At 60.6% G+C, this 17,910-nt stretch carries 13 protein-coding genes; 9 read left to right on the forward strand and 4 right to left on the reverse strand.

All coding sequences use genetic code 11. The features are described from left to right. Positions 1-85 precede the first annotated feature (85 nt). From ACILSO_RS11070 to ACILSO_RS11100, 7 genes are read left to right on the forward strand one after another with little or no spacing between them, the layout of a single operon-like run. The gene (locus ACILSO_RS11070; protein ID WP_395737464.1) at positions 86-586 is read left to right on the forward strand and encodes a hypothetical protein; all 501 of its coding nucleotides are present in this window, start codon (positions 86-88) and stop codon (positions 584-586) included. Continuing rightward, the gene (locus ACILSO_RS11075; protein ID WP_395737465.1) at positions 517-963 is read left to right on the forward strand and encodes a hypothetical protein; all 447 of its coding nucleotides are present in this window, start codon (positions 517-519) and stop codon (positions 961-963) included. The genes ACILSO_RS11070 and ACILSO_RS11075 overlap by 70 nt, the downstream gene beginning before the upstream one ends. A 36-nt stretch (positions 964-999) precedes the next feature. Further along, positions 1,000-1,269, forward strand: coding sequence for a hypothetical protein (locus tag ACILSO_RS11080; protein ID WP_395737466.1), 270 nt, complete (start codon positions 1,000-1,002; stop codon positions 1,267-1,269). Continuing rightward, positions 1,266-1,871 (forward strand): hypothetical protein, encoded by a 606-nt coding sequence (locus ACILSO_RS11085; RefSeq protein WP_395737467.1) that lies wholly within the window; start codon positions 1,266-1,268, stop codon positions 1,869-1,871. Before ACILSO_RS11080 ends, ACILSO_RS11085 begins: the two co-directional genes overlap by 4 nt. 7 nt (positions 1,872-1,878) lie before the next feature. Further along, positions 1,879-2,541: a hypothetical protein gene (locus tag ACILSO_RS11090; protein WP_395737468.1), complete on the forward strand. Its 663-nt coding sequence runs from the start codon at positions 1,879-1,881 to the stop codon at positions 2,539-2,541. Continuing rightward, complete coding sequence (locus tag ACILSO_RS11095; protein WP_395737469.1) at positions 2,538-4,202, forward strand: hypothetical protein; 1,665 nt, start codon at positions 2,538-2,540, stop codon at positions 4,200-4,202. Before ACILSO_RS11090 ends, ACILSO_RS11095 begins: the two co-directional genes overlap by 4 nt. 15 nt (positions 4,203-4,217) lie before the next feature. Continuing rightward, entirely contained in the window at positions 4,218-5,777 is a 1,560-nt protein-coding gene (locus ACILSO_RS11100; protein ID WP_395737470.1) for a DUF935 family protein, read from the forward strand. An 87-nt stretch (positions 5,778-5,864) separates the two neighbouring features. Here the strand turns inward: ACILSO_RS11100 and ACILSO_RS11105 are convergent, their stop codons facing one another. The 3 genes from ACILSO_RS11105 to ACILSO_RS11115 are packed head-to-tail and all read right to left on the reverse strand — an operon-like array spanning position 5,865 to position 7,675. Beyond that, positions 5,865-6,269 (reverse strand): hypothetical protein, encoded by a 405-nt coding sequence (locus tag ACILSO_RS11105; protein ID WP_395737471.1) that lies wholly within the window; start codon positions 6,267-6,269, stop codon positions 5,865-5,867. A gap of 21 nt (positions 6,270-6,290) precedes the next feature. Continuing rightward, positions 6,291-6,938 (reverse strand): response regulator, encoded by a 648-nt coding sequence (locus ACILSO_RS11110; protein ID WP_395737472.1) that lies wholly within the window; start codon positions 6,936-6,938, stop codon positions 6,291-6,293. 29 nt (positions 6,939-6,967) lie between these two features. Next, positions 6,968-7,675 carry a sensor histidine kinase gene (locus ACILSO_RS11115; RefSeq protein WP_395737473.1) on the reverse strand — a complete coding sequence of 236 codons (708 nt, stop codon included), beginning with the start codon at positions 7,673-7,675 and terminating at the stop codon, positions 6,968-6,970. Between the two features lie 265 nt (positions 7,676-7,940). Between ACILSO_RS11115 and ACILSO_RS11120 the strand changes: the two genes are divergently transcribed. Further along, entirely contained in the window at positions 7,941-9,689 is a 1,749-nt protein-coding gene (locus ACILSO_RS11120) for a response regulator (RefSeq protein ID WP_395737474.1), read from the forward strand. A 352-nt stretch (positions 9,690-10,041) separates the two neighbouring features. Next, positions 10,042-13,740: a PAS domain S-box protein gene (locus ACILSO_RS11125; protein ID WP_395737475.1), complete on the forward strand. Its 3,699-nt coding sequence runs from the start codon at positions 10,042-10,044 to the stop codon at positions 13,738-13,740. A 10-nt stretch (positions 13,741-13,750) separates the two neighbouring features. On the opposite strand, the gene ACILSO_RS11130 is transcribed toward ACILSO_RS11125, so the two are convergent. Next, positions 13,751-17,905 (reverse strand): PAS domain-containing protein, encoded by a 4,155-nt coding sequence (locus ACILSO_RS11130; protein WP_395737476.1) that lies wholly within the window; start codon positions 17,903-17,905, stop codon positions 13,751-13,753. Positions 17,906-17,910 lie beyond the last annotated feature (5 nt).

Here is a 17,910-nt window from a genome sequence, read left to right on the forward strand (position 1 = left end):
AAGACGCTGGAAATATGCGTGGAGCATGCCCAGGCAGAGCTCGTGGCCATCAAAGCAGAGAGCAAACTTTTCCCCACACACTCCCATGAACGAAACGACACTCAGCGCCGCCGCAGAAACCAAGCCCGAAATCTCCCAGCTCGAAGCCAATCAACGCGCCTTCCTGGCCGGCATAAAGGCTGAGCAGGAAGCACGCGCCAGAGGCGTGGCCAGCGAGGATGCGGCAACGCTGCTGGATGCCGCCGTGGGTGGTGTGGTGATTGCCGGCATTGGATTTCCGCCGATCCACCCGGCGTTTATCCTCATGCAGGATCGCCTGGCGGAGTTCGCCAAGGTCAAGACCATCCTGAACCATCCGAGCGCGGACTGTGCGGCCACGGCCTTCATTTTGAAAAACCCGGAGCTGGCGTGGAACATCCTGAAGCGCAAAGAGCCGGAGGCGGTGGAGCTCTTTTACGAGACCGTCACAGAATTTGGCATGTCCTTCACCACAGCCGACTTCAAAAAGCTCTTTGAGTGGGTGGCGCTGGAAAACCAGCGCATGCTGGCCAGCGGGGACGCAGCGGGAAAGTCATCGGCGGCGTAAAGCCGCCGGAGAATGAGAAGGATCTCGCTGAAAAACTCGACCAGCTCAGCGCCGGGCTCAAAGACTGCAACGGCGCGGGCTGGATTCTCACGCTCATCGAAGGCATGCGCGCGGAGTGGGGCTGTACGCTGCCACAGGCGCTCTTCAAAGAATCTGTGAATGCGGCCATGGTGCTGTGGCCGGCGCTGCTGGCGCGGCATGGCGCGGAGATCAGCGTTAATCACGCGGACAAGGCCCGGCAAAAGGCCAAGGCGGAGACGATGGCGCAGATCCGGGCCACGCACACCATCCGGCCCACGACAAAGGCGGAGATGCGGGCCTTTACGCTGAAGATGATGAACCGGCACAAGCAGGGCGGAACTCCCGCGAGCCGGTGAGCATGAAGGGGAGCAATCCCCCATGGTCCTGCCACCATGACAGACGCTGAAATCCGCACCGCCGACATCCGCCTGGATGTGCTGAACGCGCTCTACGCGCGCCGCACGGGCGCACACCAGGCCGACACCATCCGCACCGTGTTCCTGCGCAATCGCGACTACACGCTGGAGGAGGTCAAAACCGCGCTCAGCGACCTGGAGCGCTTTCACCGCGTGCAGCACTCTTTTGAGTCTGATATGTCCGCCATAGAGCTCTGGCAGATCACTGGCGATGGCATCACCTTCAAGGAAAGGGGGGGCCGGTGAGCAACGTTGTGACCCTCAAGGCCGAAGATCTCGGTAATCAGATCGTGCGTGAAGCGGGCCGCTTTGTGGGCCTGCGTGAAGTGAGGCCGAATGCAGACTGGGACAACCCCAAGACATCAGGGCCGGATGCAGCGCTCGTGCTGGAGCTGAAAACGCTCATGCGCCCGTCTCCATGGGAGGAAGGCTGGAGCTATTGCGCCGCCTTTGCCGAGGCGATGGTGCGCTGTGCACTCATACGTCTGGCGGTCACACCAGCCGAGGCGGCGAAGTTTCTGGATGTGATGAGTCCTGGCGTGTTGCTGAGCTACAACCGCTTCAAAGAGCGCAAGCTCATCAATCCGAATCCGTGTGTGGGAGCCCTCTGGCTGGCCCGCCATGGCAGCACTGAGCGGGGCCACGCCGGCATTGTGACCAGCAAGAGCCTGGCCGGCATGAACATCAGCACCATCGAAGGCAACACCAGCCTGGACAGCAAAGACCTGGCGAAGGACCGCGAAGGAGACTGGATCACGCCCCGCACCTTCCCGGCAACCGGGCGCGGAGATCTGCGCACCCTCGGCTTTGTGCAGCCGGATGCCATGCTGAAACTCATCTTCGGCTAACTCACCCATGGCCCGCACCGGAAAAATCGCCCGTCTGCCGCTCGCTGTGCGCGAGGAGTTGAACGCACGCCTTCGTGACAATGAAAACGGCCAGACCATTCTGGCCTGGCTCAACGCGCTGCCGGTGTGTCAGGAGCGCATCAAGGGTGATTGGAACGGGGAGCCCGTCAGTGACGCCAATCTCTCCATTTGGCGCAGTGGTGGTTTTGCGGACTGGCTCAAGGAAGAGGAGCAGGTGCACCGCATCGAAAAGCTGAGCGAGCTGAGCCTCCGCGTGGTGAAGGCATCCGGCGGCAACCTCAGCGAGGGCCTGATGGCCATCGCGGCGGGCAAGCTGCAAGAGGCGCTGGAGGCTGGCTGTGAGGTGGAGTTTGATGAAGCGAGCGGCAAAGAGACCATCAGTGGAGTTTCCGTGGACAAGCTCACGGGAGCCCTCGCAAAGATCCGCGCGATGGAGCTGGAGGCGCAAAAGCTGGAGGTGAAGAAAATCGAGGTGGGACAGAAGGGGCAGGCGCTCGACCTCGAAACCCGGAAGTTTAATCACCTGCGTGTGAAATCGTTCATCGAATGGATGGCGGATGAACGCGCCAAAGAGCTGGCCAATTCTGACATGGCCGCAGACAACAAACTGGAGGCGCTGGGCAAGCACCTGTTCGGCGATGCCTGGTGAAGAAGCTCGCCTGGCTGCCACCACAAATCGCGCTCATGAAGCGCTTTGGCGAGGTAGGTATGATCTACTTCGAGGCGCGCCGGCAATTCGGCAAAACGACCACGTTTGCCGGGATCTCGCTGCGGCAGATGATGAAACACCCTGGCCGCCTGGTCACCTTTGCTAGTGCGAGCATCAACGTGGGCAAGGAGCTCATCTACAAAGAGGCTGCCGTGCTGGCGGATGCCATGCAGTCGATGAAGGCAGAAGCGGAACAAGCCAAGATGCAGCTCGGCCTCGCGGACAGTTCCGGCAAAGAGTACAAGGACATCGACCTGGATGGCATCGCGGATCTGTTTGAGCGCAGCCGGCTGGAGATGCGGCTCCACCACTCGCGCACGATGGTGAGCAGGACGCAGATCATCGCACCCAACCCTGCGACGGCGCGCGGCTTTAGCGGTGATGTGCTCATTGACGAGATCGGCTTCATCCCTGATTTCTCCGAGGTGTGGGAGGCGATGGAACCCATCGCCAGCCGAGATCCGACTTTCCGCGTGCTGATGGCCTCCACGCCGCCGCCGGATGAAAGCCACCTGTGCTACAAGATCGGGCTGCCGCCAAACGTGAAGAGTGAGGATGGACGCGAGCGCCCCATGGAATTTACACCATGCGCGGACGGCCACTGGTATGAGTCTGACGCCGGCGTGCTTTGTCTGCGCGTGGATGTTTACGACGCTGAGGCGGCCGGGGTGAAGCTCTACGACCTGAAGACTCGCGAGCCCATCCCTGCCGCCCAGCACCGCGCCAAGGCACTGGACAAGGACGCCTGGGACCGAAACTATGGGCTGAAGCGTATCCCCGGCGGGCTCGTGGCGATGCCTAGCACGGCCATAGACGCAGCGCAGGCCAAGGGCGCGGAGGATTGCCTTGCCTATGATCTCGGAACGATTGAGACGGACAAGGAAGGGGATGCGCTGGCCCGCGTGGTGGGGATGGTGCAAACCGTGGCCGAGGCTGGCCAGTGGGGTGCGGGCTACGACATCGCGACCACGACCAACGCCAAGAGCAATCCCAGCTCCATCACGCTCACGCAAGGGAAGGGTGCCGAAAAGCGCGCGCGTCTCATCGTGCGATGGAAGAGCGCCAGCCCGAATTTTTCCAAGAGCCTGGTGGTGCGTGCGTGCGAGACGCTGCGGACGGGAGGCGGCCAGGTGGTCAAGGTGTGCCTGGATGGCAGCAATGAGAAGTACTACGCTGACCTGGTCAAAACAGAGCTGGAGGAGAGCGGCTTCACGGTGGGCATCATCGTAAGCGGCGAGACCGTCGAAAACCCAGACAATCCCAAGGCCAAGATGCGGCTGAAGGAAAAGACGGGCAACCTGCTGGTGAACATCGCCACGGACCGCCTGCTGGCGCTGCCGCCCGATAAATTCGTGAAGGATGATTTCCTTCTGGAGAAGAAAGAGAAGGGCCTCTTTGTTTGCGACCTGGACGCCGCCGGAAACCATGGCGACACCTTTGACAGCACGAAGCTGAGTGTTTATGCCCTGGAAAGTGGCGGCAGCGTGGAGGCCTGGGACATGCCCGTGGGTGAGGCCAGCGGGATGCCCGGCGGGCGGAGTCCGCACCCGAGCTGGATGCGCGAGGAACTCGCCGCAGAGGAGCACCGCATCTACGGCTGAGCGCCACATTGAGCCATGGCCGACTCCAACCTCACCAACGAACAACTTTTGCAGCGCCTCAACGCGATGGAGACGGATCTCCTCATGCGCGACCTGGCGACGGTGAATGACCACCGCAATGAGCCCTCCGATATGCTGGGCACGCTGACTGCCGAGCGAGTGCATGCAGCCATCATCGCCGCTGAGCGGGGGGAAACGTGGGAGCTGTTTTCCATCTACCGCGACGTGCTGATTGCGGACACGCACATTCAGAGCGTGATGGAGACGCGCTTCTTGGCGGTGCTGGGCGACAACCCGAGTATTACGCCCTGCAATCCCGACAACAGGGACGATGTGGCAGCGGCGGATGCGGTGAAGGCGGCCATCGACCGCATGCCTGATTTCATGGGCCTGTGCTCAGATCTGCTGTGGGGCATCATGTGGCCGCTGGCGATGGTGGAGCGGACCTACAAGCCAGCGGAAGAGCCCGGTCTGATTTATGATTTTGGCGAGGTGGCCGATGTGCCCGATTACCTGATGCGGTGGACAACTGGACGCCTGGAGCTGGCCGAGATCGACCCTGAGACGCGGTTGCGGTCGGGGAAATGGTTCACGCCGGAGGCGGCGCGCTACATCACCCATCGCGGGCACCTTTTGAAGCACCCTGACTGCTGGGGCGGACCCATGCGGGCCATCCTGTGGTGGTTTTTGCTGAAGACGATGGACCGGGAATGGTGGGTGCGGTTTCTGGACCGCTTTGGCACGCCGTTCCCCGTAGCAAAATTTGAGAAGAGCGATGACCGCAGCCGGCAGATCCTGGAGCGTGCGCTCAAACTGAGCACGCGCATTGGCGGCCTGGTGGTGAGCAGCGGCACTCAAGTGGAGCTCGTGCAGGCAAACACGGCCGCCGCAGACGCGCACCAGAAATTCTTTCAGGTGTGCAATGACGCCATCTCTGTGCGCGTCCTGGGGCAGACCCTTAGCTCTACCGCATCCCCCACCGGGATTGGCAGCGGTGCTAGCACGCTGCAAGGCCAGGTGCGCGATGACATCGCAGCGTTCGACAAAAAGCGCCTGGCGCAGACGATCATCACCCAGGTCATCAAGCCCTGGCAACGGCTGAACGGCATCAAAGGCGCCGTGAACCTCACTTTCGGCGGAGACGAGCAAGAAGCGATTGGATCTGTGGCCGAAGCGCTCAGCAAACTCAAGACAGCCGGCGTCCGCCTGGCTGACAAAAGCATGCCCGAGCTCTCCAAGCGCATGGGACTGCAGATGGAGCGAGATCCGGCCGCCACGGCGCCCACAGCCGGCGCTCCCGGCCTGGCGCCTGGCATCAAAGCCCTGAGCGCGACCCTTCCGGGCGCCCAAGATCCCGACACGGCCGCTAATAGCATCTCCCGCGATGCCGCCGCGAGCATCACGCAGGCCTATCGCGGCACCCTCGCGCCCGTCGCGCAGATTTTGCTCACTGCAGAGACGCCTGCAGTAGCCCAGACCAGGCTCCTGGCCGCGTTTACGGACTGGGACGCCACCAAAGTGGCCGAGGTTGTGGAGACCGCGCTGGTTGCCGGGGCCTGGAATGGCGTCTCGTAGTGGCAGACCCATTCCACGCTGGGTGTGAAGTGGCTTCTAGACCCATTTCACACCTGTTTGAGGTAGCTTAAAGCATTTCAAACCTGTTTAATGGTTCGCGGGCATGTTCTCCGGGTAGGCGGCGGCCATGCCATAGGGAGTGCTGACACCGATGCCGAAGGAGAGGCGGCCAGGAATGATTGGCTGCACGAAGTAGGCGCTGGCAGGAAAGATCCAGGGCCGGTTCATCTGCGCCGAGCCTCCGCTGTTGGAGTCAAAGCGGACGTCGCCGTACCAGATTGCGGTGTTGAGCAGGAGCTCGGCTTTCTCAGTCCGCAGGATGTTTGCGGGGGAAATACGCACCGCCGAAGCGTCGGTGAGGTTGGCATATCTGGCGCCCACGATGCCCAGAGCCTGAGCCGTGTCCGGCACCACGGAGAGGGTTTCGGAGGCATGCACCGCTGCAGCAGCGAAGCCGAGAACAAGGAGGAGATGAGAGGCGCGTGCTTTCATGGCTGGTTGGTTCTGTTCTGTTCAGGCGAGTCCGTTGGACTGGCAGTATCTGAGAATTTCGACCGTTCCTTTGAGGCCGGTTTTGCGGCAAAGGTTGTGCTTGTGCACGGCAACCGTTCGCGGACTGAGGGAGAGATCGAGCGCGACCTGCTTGAGGCTCTTGCCCCGGGCGAGCTGCATGAGCACTTCGAGCTCACGATTGGAAAGCTTCTCATGCACCTGCGCGGAGGAGCCTTTGCGGATGGACCTGTCCGCGAATTTTTGCGCCAGCTCCCGTGAGATGTAGCTGCGGCCTTCGAGAGTGCTGCGGATGGCGTCAAACAACTCATGCGGAGGCGCGTCCTTGGTCACGTAAGAGCGTGCTCCCAGCTGCATGGTGCGGGAGACAAAGGTCTCCTCCTGATGCATGGAAACAGCGATGATCTTGGGCGGGACAGGCAGGGTGCGCAGCTCGGTGGTCAGCTCCATGCCGGAGCGGTCTCCGAGCTCGATGTCCACCAGCGCGATGTCGTAGTTGTGCAGGCGGGCTTCCACCATCGCTTCGGCGCATGTGCCGGTGGAAACCACCGTGGCCTGAGGAAACTCCCCTTTGAGCATGCTCGTGAAAGCCTCCCGAACCAGGGCGTGATCGTCGACCACAAGAATGTTGAATGGAGGGGGAGATTGCATGAAAAAGGTTCAGTGCGTTCGTGGTGGACTCAGCCGTGTGCCTCGGAACAAGAGGGTTGGGCCATCAGGCAGACTCGCGAGCTGCCCGCAGGGCCGGTGCCCATGACCTGCATGCGGGAGCCGAGCAGGGCGCAGCGGGCTTCGATCAGAGCTATTTCAGAGCCGGCGCCGGTCTCTTTCCAGATGCTGTCACCGCCATCATGATCGATGGTGATCTCCAGCTTCTCAGCGGAAGCCCGGCAGGAGACTTCGACCCAGGAGGTGTCTGCAAAGCGCACGCAGTGCTTCAGCAGCGCCTGCATGATCCGAAACAGATTGAGCCTGCTGGCCAGATCAAACGGCGGCTCGTCTCCGCTGATATGGAGGACGAGAGAACCGGCGAAATTTTCACCGATGTTGCGCACCAGCTGCTGCAGGGCGGCATTGAGACCGAAGGCCTTCAAAACAGGGGGAAACTGCTTTTCCGTCATGTCGCGGACGAGCTGCAGCGTTTTGCGCAGGGTGGAGTCGAGACTGCCCAGCAACCTTCCCATGCAGGCGGCGTCGGCATCATGGGCAAGCTCGTGGCGGATCATCTCGCCCAGGGAGGCGCAGGCCACGAGACCGCCGGCCATGTCCTTGTGCAGCAGATTCGCCAGATCGACACGTTGAGCATCCTCCTCTTTGATCAGGCAGCGCAGCGCCTGTAAGAGCAGAGCGGCTGAATTACGTTCCACTTCTTGATCGGTTGAATGCATGCGGCTAAATAAGATTTATTCGAAATTGGCGGTGTATTTAGGAAAACCACATTACGCGGGCCTTAGCACCTAAATGTTGATTCAATATTTAGGTCTCCTCTAAATCACGGATAGTCGGTTTTTGGCTCTTTTAGCCATCTGAGCCAAATTTATATTAAAATAAGCCAAGTTTTATTAATTCTAGAGCCATTCTGGAACTAACGTTTGGTGCATGTATCTAAATACCATTCAGTCTAGCGCTACCACCTGCAGCCGGATTCTCGTCGTGACCGAAGAGGGATCCCTTCAGGAAGATCTGCGGATTTCCCACGCGCTGCAAAACGCAACGCCCGGGGGAAGCTCTGCTGCGTCCTTGGGCGGCCTAGGCGGGGGCGGCAAAAGCAAGGTGACCGTGGCGGCACCTGAGGTGGTATGCACGGCAAACGAGAAGGAAGCTCTCGCCTTGGTCGAGAACGCCTGCCAAAATCATAAACCATTTAATATGGTTATTATGGACGGTCGTCTTTTTTACGGGAAGGATTATCGACATGTGATCAACCGCCTGTGGCAGATTCAGCGCGACCTTCACGTGGTGTTGCACGGAGTTTCTCAATTGGAAGCTTTTGAACAAATTCCGATCGACCTGGGCGCCAATCCTCACCTTCTGGTTTTCAAATTCAGGCTGGTGCCCTTCGAGATCACCCAGCTCATTCGTACACTTCAGGTGAAGCAGGGGGCGGATTGCAATGCTTCCCACCGCAACCTGACCCTAAATGCCCAACTTTTAGAAGTGACGTCCCGGTTTGAAGACGTCAGCAACCGGCTGCGCATCGAGCAAGATCATCGCCGGCAGATCGAGGAACAGCTGTGCCGCAACCAGCGATTGGAGACGGTTGGGCGTTTTGCCGATGCGATGGCGCACTTCTTTAACAACTATCTGACGGTGATTCAGGGGCATTTAGAGGTGGCCCAGATGGCTCAGAATGGGGCGTCCGGCCTTGTGCAATCCGCTGCGCTCCAGGAACTCCAGCTAGCGACGCAACGTGCAGCCGGCGTGACGGCGCAGTTTGTTTCATTCAACCGGCGTGAATACCTGCAGCCGACCGCCTTGCACCTGAGCCAGATCATTGACGGTCAGGCGGCGATGCTCCAGAAGGCAGTGGGAGAGCAAATCTCCATACAGGTCAGCCACAAGCCAGACCTCGCCTGCGTCATGGCAGATCAGGCCTCCTTGGAACAGATCGTCTTCAATCTGCTGATCCATGCCCGTGAATCCATGCCGGCGGGAGGCAGGGTGACGATCCAGACGAGAGAATTCTCCATCCCCGACGAGGCGGCCGCAGCCCAGGTGCATGCGGAGGCCAAACCCGGACATTTTGTGGTGATGACCATCTCAGACACGGGCAAGGGAATGACGCCCGCGGAGGTGGCGTGCTTGTTTGACTCGTCGAAAATGTCTTCCGGGCAGGAGGGCGGCTCGGACATCGCCTTGATTCTGGTGCAGGGTCTGGTGAGGATGCAAGGAGGCTGGATCGATGTGCGCAGCGTACTTGAGGTGGGCACGGAATTTTCCATCTGCCTGCCGGTGGCCACCGGCGCCGCGCCGGCCACGGTGACGCCGGAGAAAAAACTCCTGAGCAACCATGCCGAGGATGAGTCGACCATTTTGATCGTCGATGATGAGGATTCGGTGCGTCAGGTCATGGAATACGTGCTCACGAGCCAGGGGCACCGTGTGCTCACGGCGGCGGATGCGAATGAAGCCTGGGCGATCTGGCGTGAGAAAGCTCCGGTCATCAAACTAGCGTTGATCGACGTCAAGCTCCCTGGAGGCGTCAGCGGATTTGATCTCGAAAAAGCCATCGCCCAGGATGACCCCACGCTGCCAGTCATCTTCACCTGCGGTTATTCACCCACGGGCCAGGCCAATGCGAAGGAACTGAAGGCGGGCGAAAACTTCCTGCCAAAACCCTTCGGCATGGTCGAGCTTCTAAACATTGTGGGACAGGCCCTTTTGAAGCCCGCGAGGCTGTAGCCAAGTACTGCGGTTCTGGACCAAGGGCGGGAAGTTCGCTCCAGCTTCAATAGTGAGCATGGAATTTTTTCAAATTGCCTGCTGTGGTACTTATTTGTCTGCCATGCAGTCTTGACCCTGCTCATCCATGGCCGATGGAACCGCATGGTTCACCCGTCCATCATACTGCCTTTCTGTCCATTACGGATGGAGGTTCGTTCAAAGGTCAGACACCGGGTGGACGTTATGGGCACACCGTGTGTGTCATTGTGTACAGCATTTTCCAGCGTGATGAAATCCCATGCACTCCGCACGCAATGGTGAGAACACGATCACACCAGCCTAAGATGACGTGCCTGGAGGTTCGTCAGGCATGAGGTCTGACCCTTCAGACCACGAGAAGAACATGCAGGAGCAGCAGCTCCGCCCTAGCTTGGTCATCACGGTGGACCATCACGGGGTCATTCAGAGTGTGAGCGGAGACTGGAACGATCTGGCGGAAAGCAAGGAACAGGAACTGCCTCTCCCGCCAATCGCCGGCGATTGCTTTGATTTTTTTAGGCGGAAATGCGGGGCCGTGTTTGAAGAAGCGGACCGTGGGGCTCAGGCACTTCAGGCGGTGCTGGATCAAAATTCGCGTGGGGTTCGGATTGAATCGAATTTCGCCGCCTCCAACGGGCGGCGCTGGATGGAGATCACCATTCTGCCGCTACCCGTGGAGGGGAGCATGGGAGCATTGATCACCTGCATTGACATCAGTCCGCGAAAGCGCGCCGAACAGACGCTGAGAAACCTCGAAGAGCAAGGACGGGCGATCGTGGACCGGGACCTGACCGAGAGTAAAAAGGCGGAAGCGCATCTGCGCCGGAGCGAGGCCTCGATGGCTGCAGCGCAGAAGATTTCCCATTTCGGCAGCTGGGAGCTCGATTTAACGGACGTGGGCGACATCGGCCGGAACACCCTGCGCTGGTCCGACGAGGTATACCGCATCTTTGGTCACGAAGTGGGAGGCATCGAATCTTCCAATGAGAACTTCTTCCGGGCGGTGCATCCGGATGATCGTGAAATGATCCAAATGGCGGTGCGTGAGGCCATCCGCACGCGAGGACGCTATTCCATTGATCACCGGATTCTGCTTCCGCAGGGAGAGGTGAGGTACATTCACGAGGACGCGCAGATCTTTGTGGACGAGCAGACGGGACGGCCGGTGAAAATGGTGGGCACCGCGCATGACATCACGGAGCGCAAGCTGGCGGAGGAGGCGTTTAAAACGAGCGAGCTGCGTTTCCGCCACGCCTTTGCCAACGCCAGCGTGGGTTTTGCGATCACCGACAAGAGCGGTGTCATCCTCCACATCAACAGGCATTACTGCCAGATCATCGGCTATGGAGAGGAGGAAATGGTCGGACGGTCGTTTTCCTGGGTCACGCATCCGGAGGATGTGGTGCGCAAGCAGGAGCTCAACCACCGGCTGATCGAGGGGGAGATCACGGACTTCATTGTGGAAAAACGCTATCTCTGCAAGAGCGGCGAGGTGGCCTGGGTGGAGAACAGTGTTTCCGGCATCCGTGACACAACTGGAGGAACGCTGAACATGGTGGTGCTGTGCAAGGACATCACGGAATCGCGCCACAATCAGGAGCAGCTGAGGCTGCTGGAGACATGCGTGGCGCACCTCAATGACATCGTATTGATCACGGAGCCGGAGCCTTTGGAAGAGCCAGGTCCGCGGATTGTGTTTGTGAACGACGCGTTTGTCCGGCACACGGGTTATACACGCGAGGAGACGATCGGGCGCAGCCCGCGCTTTTTGCAGGGGCCGGAGACTGACAGGCAGGCGCTCGGGAGGATGCGCGCGGCACTCGCCAGGGGGCTTCCCGTGAAGGAGGAGCTGATCAACTACAAGAAGGACGGTTCGGCCTTCTGGATGGACATTGACGTCACGCCGATCACGGACGCTGGCGGCAGGACGACACATTTTGTGGCCGTGCAGCGAGACATCACCGCGCGCAAGGAGGCGGAGGAGCGGCTGTGGAAGAGCAACCTGCGTTTTGAGAGGCAGCACATCGCCCTGGCGAGGATGATTCGAGGAGGGGTGATGCAGGCGGTGCAGCTGGATGCTGCGTTCCGACTGATCACCGAAGAGATTGCCCATGCGATGGACGTGGAGCGGGTGAGCATCTGGCGGTATGACACGAGCCGCAGCTCCATCGTGTGCCAGGTGCTGTATGAGTCCACTCCGCGGCGCCACTCCTCGGGCCTGGAGCTGCACGCCAGTGACTTTCCTTCCTACTTTCGGGCGATGGCGCAGAACGAGGTCATCGCGGCAGATGTGGCGCAGCAGGATCCGCGCACCTGCGAGTTTACGGAAAGCTACCTTAAACCGCTGGGCATCACGGCCATGCTGGACGCTCCGCTGCATGTGGGCGGAGTGCTGGCGGGGGTGCTGTGCCAGGAGCACGTGGGGCCGCCGCGCACGTGGCTGCCCGAAGAGCGAAGCTTTGCGACATCACTCGCGAATTTCATCTCCCTGGTTCTCGCCCAGTGGGAGCGCAGGCAGGTCGAAGAGATGCTCCGCCAGCAGGCCTCGCTGCTGGACAAGGCGAACGATGCCATCCTGGTGCGGGACCTGGACCACAACATCACCTACTGGAACAAAAGCGCGGAAAAGCTCTACGGCTGGAGCGTCGAGGAAGCGCACGGCCGCAAGGTGTTTGAGCTGCTGTACCAGGATGCAGCGCAGTTCGACGAAGGAACCCGGCGGGTGCTGGAGGTTGGTGAATGGGCGGGTGAAATACAGCAGGTGACCAAGGCTGGCGCCAAGCTGATCGTGGAAGGCCGCTGGACGCTGGTGCGGGATGCGGAGGGCAGGCCCAAATGCATCCTGGCCATCAATACCAACGTGACCGAGCAGAAGCGGCTGGAGGACCAGTTCCTGCGCTCCCAGCGGATGGAGAGCATTGGCACGCTGGCAGGGGGCATCGCGCATGATCTCAACAATGTGCTGACGCCGATCATGATGTCGGTGGACCTGCTCAATCTGCGCATCAAGGACGCGGCCTGCCGAGAGACTTTGGACACCATCGCCTTGAGTGCGCGGCGGGGGGCGGACATGCTGAACCAGGTGCTGTCCTTTGCCCGTGGCATGGAAGGGCAGAAGACGCCCATGCTGCTCGGCCGGCTGCTGCAGGACCTGGCCCGCATCGTGGGAGACACATTTCCCAAGAACATCCAGCTGCGTGTGAAGAACGCCCTGCATGAAGAAGGCGTGGTGACGGGAGACTCGACGCAGCTCCACCAGGTGCTGCTCAACCTGTGCGTGAATGCGCGGGATGCCATGCCTGCCGGCGGCACGCTGACGATCAGCGCGGAGCACCTGCTGATTGACGCGCAGTACGCCGCGATGAACATCGAAGCCCGTGAAGGGCCGCACATCATGATCAGTGTCGAAGATGATGGTGTGGGGATCGACCCGGAGGTTCTGCCCAAAATATTCGATCCGTTTTTCACGACGAAGGCCATAGGCAAGGGGACCGGCCTGGGGCTCTCCACCTCGCTGGCCATCATGAAGAGTCATGGCGGATTTTTCCGGGTTTACAGCGAGCCCGGGCATGGATCCTGTTTCCGCATCTACCTGCCGACGCGGCCTGAGCATCTTCCCTCACAGCGCGTGGCGGAAGAGCCGGTGCTGCCACGTGGAAACGAGGAGCTTGTGCTTCTGGTGGATGACGAGGCGGCGGTGCGGGAGATCACACGGCAGACGCTGGAAGCCTATGGCTACCGCGTGCTGGTGGCGGCAGATGGAGCCGAGGCGGTGTCTCTCTACGCCAGACATCAAAATGAAGTGGCCATCGTTTTGACCGACATGCGGATGCCCGTGATGGATGGCAGCACCACGATTCAAGTGCTGATGAAGATGAACCCTGAGGTCTGCATCATCGCCGCGAGTGGAATCAATTCCAACAACAGCGCGGCAAAGGCCGCCGGGAACGGAGTGCGGCAGTTTCTGCCGAAACCGTACACGGCGGAGACGATTCTAAGGGCGCTGAGGCAGGCGCTGAACGAGGGCTGAGCACGATGCGTCAGCCGCCTTTACGCGCCTGCTGCAGCACATCACTCAGCGCCTCCAGCAGGGCGTCGGCGTTGTAGGGCTTGCGCAGGAAATGCTTCACGCCCAGGCTGTTGACCTGCGCCTGCATCTGATGACTCAGGCCGCTGGCGCCGATGATCGGCAGGGAAGGGTGGATTTTCCGCAGCGCCTGGATGAGCGTCGGTCCGTCCATGTTCGGCATCATCATGTCGGTGATCAGGGCGGCCGGCTTTTCAGCGCTCTTCAAGAAGGTGGCTATGGCATCGGTGCCGTCGCAGGCGGCGATCACCCGGTAGCCAAAGGCCTCCAGGGTATGGCTGGTGGCGGTAAGAATGGCGGACTCGTCATCGACCACGAGAATCAGTTCGCCGTGGCCCAGGCAGCGTGTGGACTCAACGGGCTGTACGTCGAGAGTCTCGCTGTCGGTTTTCGCGGGGAGATAAACGCGGAACACGGTGCCCTTGCCCATGCGGCTGGTGAGATCAATGAAGCCGTGGTGTGATTTGACGATGCCCAGCGTGGTGGCAAGACCGAGGCCGGTGCCCTTGCCCATTTCCTTGGTGGTGAAGAACGGATCAAAGATGCGGTCCCGAACTTCGGGCGGAATGCCTGTGCCGGTGTCCCGGACTTCAAAGACGACATGCGGGCCGGTCTTCGCATCGGGATGCATGCTCGCGAACTGCTGGTCCACCGCCACATTGCTGATCATGATGTCCAGCTCGCCGCCGGCAGGCATGGCATCCCGCGCATTCACGCACAGGTTGAGCAGCACCTGGTGAAGCTGGGTGGGGTCTCCCTCCACATTCCAAATCTCCTCAGGGCAGGCGATGCGGCATTTGATGAATTTGGGGAAGGTCTCATGGATGAGCTGCTCGATTTCCTGCAGCACATCCTGCGGACGCAGGCGCATGCTGCGGCCTTCCACACCGCGCGCAAAACTGAGGATCTGCTTCACCATTTCAGCGCCGCGGTTGGCGCTGTTCTCCATGGCGTTGAGCAGTTCGACGTCACGCGGCTGCTGCAGTTTCATGCGCAGGATGGTGAGCGACATCAAGATGGGGGTGAGCACATTGTTCAAGTCATGCGCCACACCGCCTGCGAGCGTGCCGATGCTCTCCAGACGCTGGTTGCGCAGGGACTGCGACTCCATGCGGCGCTTCTCGGTCACGTCGGTCATGAAACCTTCGATGTGCCGGATGACACCATCTTCCGACGGGATTCCCTGGCCGCGCTCCCAGATCCACTTCACCGCGCCTTCGGCCGTGCGGATGCGGTAGCTCATCTCGAAGCGCTTCCCTGCCGCCACGGCATCGGTCACCGTCTCGCGCACATGGTCCCGGTCGTCCGGATGGATGAGGTCGCCGAAGAAGACCTCGCCATTGCTGGCGAACGCATCGGCTTCATACCCGGTGAGCTCAAGGCAGCCTTCGCTGATGAACTCGAGCGTCCATTTTTCATCAATGAGGGAGCGGTAGGCGGCGCCGGGGAGGTTGCCCATCAGCGTCGAGATCATGCGTTCGTTTTCACGCAGGGCCTCGATGGCCTGCTGGCGCTCCTTCTCCCTCTCCACGGTTTCCATGGCGAAGGAGAGATCGTTGGCCAGTGCATTGAGCACGCGGATTTCCTCCTCCTGAAAGCAGTCCCGCTCGTCAGCATAGATCAGCAGCACACCCACTGGAGTGCCGCCCGGCTTCAGAGGAAATGCGGCGCAGGAACGGAAGCCGCGTTCCAAGGCACGCTCCCGAAAGTAAAACGACTCGTCTTTTTCGATGTCATTGGAAAGCTCATGCGTGCCGTTGCGGAACGCACGCCCCGCCGGGCCGCAGCCGGAAGGATGATCGGCGCGCGTGATCAGGGTGAGGCCATCGAGATAGCTCTGATAGCCACCGGCGCAGGCGACCGGCTGCAAGGTTTCCGCGGCCTCGTCATAGAAGCCGATCCAGGCCATCTTCATGCTGCCTTTCTCCACCGCGATGCTCACCGCCGCCTCGTAGAGCTGCTGCGGTTCGCGAATGCGGACAATGGCCTCATTGATGCTGCTGGACATGGCGTGCAGCCGGTTCAGACGCAGCAGGCGCTGCTCATCCAGCTTGCGTTCATGAATGTCCAGCGCGGAGCCCGCCATGCGGTAGGGCTCCCCGTATTTGTCCCACAGGGCCTGGCCGCGGGCCTCAAACCAGCGGTAGCCGCCAGACTTCACCTGAATGCGGTATTCAATGCAGAATTCATTGTGCCGCTCCAGATGGCTTTCCAAGGCCGCGCGCACGAGCGGAAGATCATCGGGATGCATCCGCTGCTCCCAGGCAAAAAACAGGCTGGGGAATTCCTCATGGTTGTAGCCGAGGAGCTCCCGAAACCGTGCGGAGTAATAGACGCCGCCGGTGCGGATGTCCCAGTCCCAGACGCCGCCGGTGGAGCCCGTGGCAGCCAGTGCATAGCGTTCCTCGCTCTGGCGCAGGGCCAGCTCCGCCTGGTGGCGCTCCATCTCTGCCGAGGCGCGCACCGCAAAAAGATGGAACATGGCCTGCAGACGTTCACGGTGGTCCAGGGCGTGGTCGCTGAAGACGGCGATCATCCCGATCACACGCCCGTCGGTGGCGTGGAGAGGCATGCCCATGTAGCTGTTTGCGCCAAGCTCCTGGAGCATCTGGTCCTCGGGGAAATGATGCCGCACATCGCGGTCATAATAACAGACCTCACCACTGGTCACATTGTAACACGGCGTGCCGATCAAGGAGCAGGTCTTGTTGGGCAGCACCTTGCCGTCCGCGCAAAAGCCCAGCGTCCTCACCATGCGGTCGCGTTCTGGCAGGAGCATGGCCACGGTGGCGTATTTGGCCTCCAGCGTGCGGGCCACCTGCAGGCACAGGGACTGGAAGAACGTCTCTCCCGAGCGCGCGTCCACGCCTTCCGCCATGGCGCGCAGCGCCTCCTCCACTTTCTTCTCCACGGTGATGTCTGACGCCAGGGACAGGACGGACTGGAGCTGGCCCTCCTCATTCAGCAGCGCGGAGTTGTGCCACTCGCAGACGATGACCCGGCCGTCCTTGGTGAAGTTGCGGTTGATGCAGGTGTTGCGGGATTCAGAGCGGTCCAGCAGGCGGCCCAGGGTGACTTCCACACGCGGCACATCCTCAGGATGGATGAAGTTCCAGTCTTGGTGAGCCCTTCCCATGACGGTGGCTTCGTTCCAGCCAAAGATTTTTTCCGCCTGCGGAGACCACCGGCAGATGCGGCCGTTGGTATCGCACTCCACCAGGGCCAGAGAGGTGCTTTCCAGGTGGTAGAGCAGCGTCGCGTGAGCCTGCTGCTGCAGGGCCTCCTCCTGCTCCCGCCGGGCGGTGAAGTCACGCAGATTGCCGATGATCGCCACGGGCTTCCCTTCGTTGTCTCTCACGATGGAGCGGTTGTCGCTGATCCAGCGGTAGGCCCCATTTTTGTGCTTGAAACGATACTCCAGCACGGACTGAAAATCTCCGTTCACATCGCGGGCCATCAGCTTCTCCAGCCGCACACGCATCACCTGGTAATCTTCGGGATGAATGCGGGAGATCATGAAGCCGACTCCGCCCGAGATGCACTCCTCGATGCTGAACCCGAGCACCTGCTCCACGGCAGGGCTGATGTAATCATAGGTCAGCGTAGGCAGGTTCAGGCAGTACACCGGATCCTTGGAATTTCCGAGCACGGTGCGGAACCGTTCCTCGCTGCGCCGTAGCTCGCTTTCGGAGTGTTTGCGCTTGGAAACGTCACGCACAGTCACGACGAGCCGCCCTTTCCCCAGGATCTCCACCTTGCGCATGCTCATTTCCACCCAAAACACCCGTCCGGAAAGAGACCGGGCCTGCCACTCGAAGAGCTGCGGTCCTTCTTCGACCGCCTTCCGCATCCAGTTCAGCGATTCCTCCTGAGTGTAGGGAGGAGTGTTCACGCTGAGCTCCGCCATGGAAAGCCGCCGGATCTCATCCCGACTGCAGCCATACATGTCGCATGCGCGCTGATTGACCTCCAGGATTTTCCCGGTGACGACGTCATGCACGAGCACCGCATCATTCAGGCAGTCAAAGACGCTGCGAAACCAGTCACCTTGGACATCAAGCTCCAGGTCGTCGATCGCAGGGGCTGTCGGCAAAGTTTGAATGATCATGAATC

Source organism: Prosthecobacter sp., assembly GCF_044226605.1.
Taxonomy (GTDB): domain Bacteria; phylum Verrucomicrobiota; class Verrucomicrobiia; order Verrucomicrobiales; family Verrucomicrobiaceae; genus Prosthecobacter.

Bases quoted from the DNA above. Each gene is read 5' to 3' on its own strand.
- ACILSO_RS11090 (WP_395737468.1), top strand. From the start codon at position 1,879: ATGGCCCGCACCGGAAAAATCGCCCGTCTGCCGCTCGCTGTGCGCGAG.
- ACILSO_RS11130 (WP_395737476.1), bottom strand. From the start codon at position 17,905: ATGATCATTCAAACTTTGCCGACAGCCCCTGCGATCGACGACCTGGAG.
- ACILSO_RS11070 (WP_395737464.1), top strand. From the start codon at position 86: ATGAACGAAACGACACTCAGCGCCGCCGCAGAAACCAAGCCCGAAATC.
- ACILSO_RS11125 (WP_395737475.1), top strand. From the start codon at position 10,042: ATGAGGTCTGACCCTTCAGACCACGAGAAGAACATGCAGGAGCAGCAG.
- ACILSO_RS11115 (WP_395737473.1), bottom strand. From the start codon at position 7,675: ATGCATTCAACCGATCAAGAAGTGGAACGTAATTCAGCCGCTCTGCTC.
- ACILSO_RS11100 (WP_395737470.1), top strand. From the start codon at position 4,218: ATGGCCGACTCCAACCTCACCAACGAACAACTTTTGCAGCGCCTCAAC.
- ACILSO_RS11080 (WP_395737466.1), top strand. From the start codon at position 1,000: ATGACAGACGCTGAAATCCGCACCGCCGACATCCGCCTGGATGTGCTG.
- ACILSO_RS11110 (WP_395737472.1), bottom strand. From the start codon at position 6,938: ATGCAATCTCCCCCTCCATTCAACATTCTTGTGGTCGACGATCACGCC.
- ACILSO_RS11105 (WP_395737471.1), bottom strand. From the start codon at position 6,269: ATGAAAGCACGCGCCTCTCATCTCCTCCTTGTTCTCGGCTTCGCTGCT.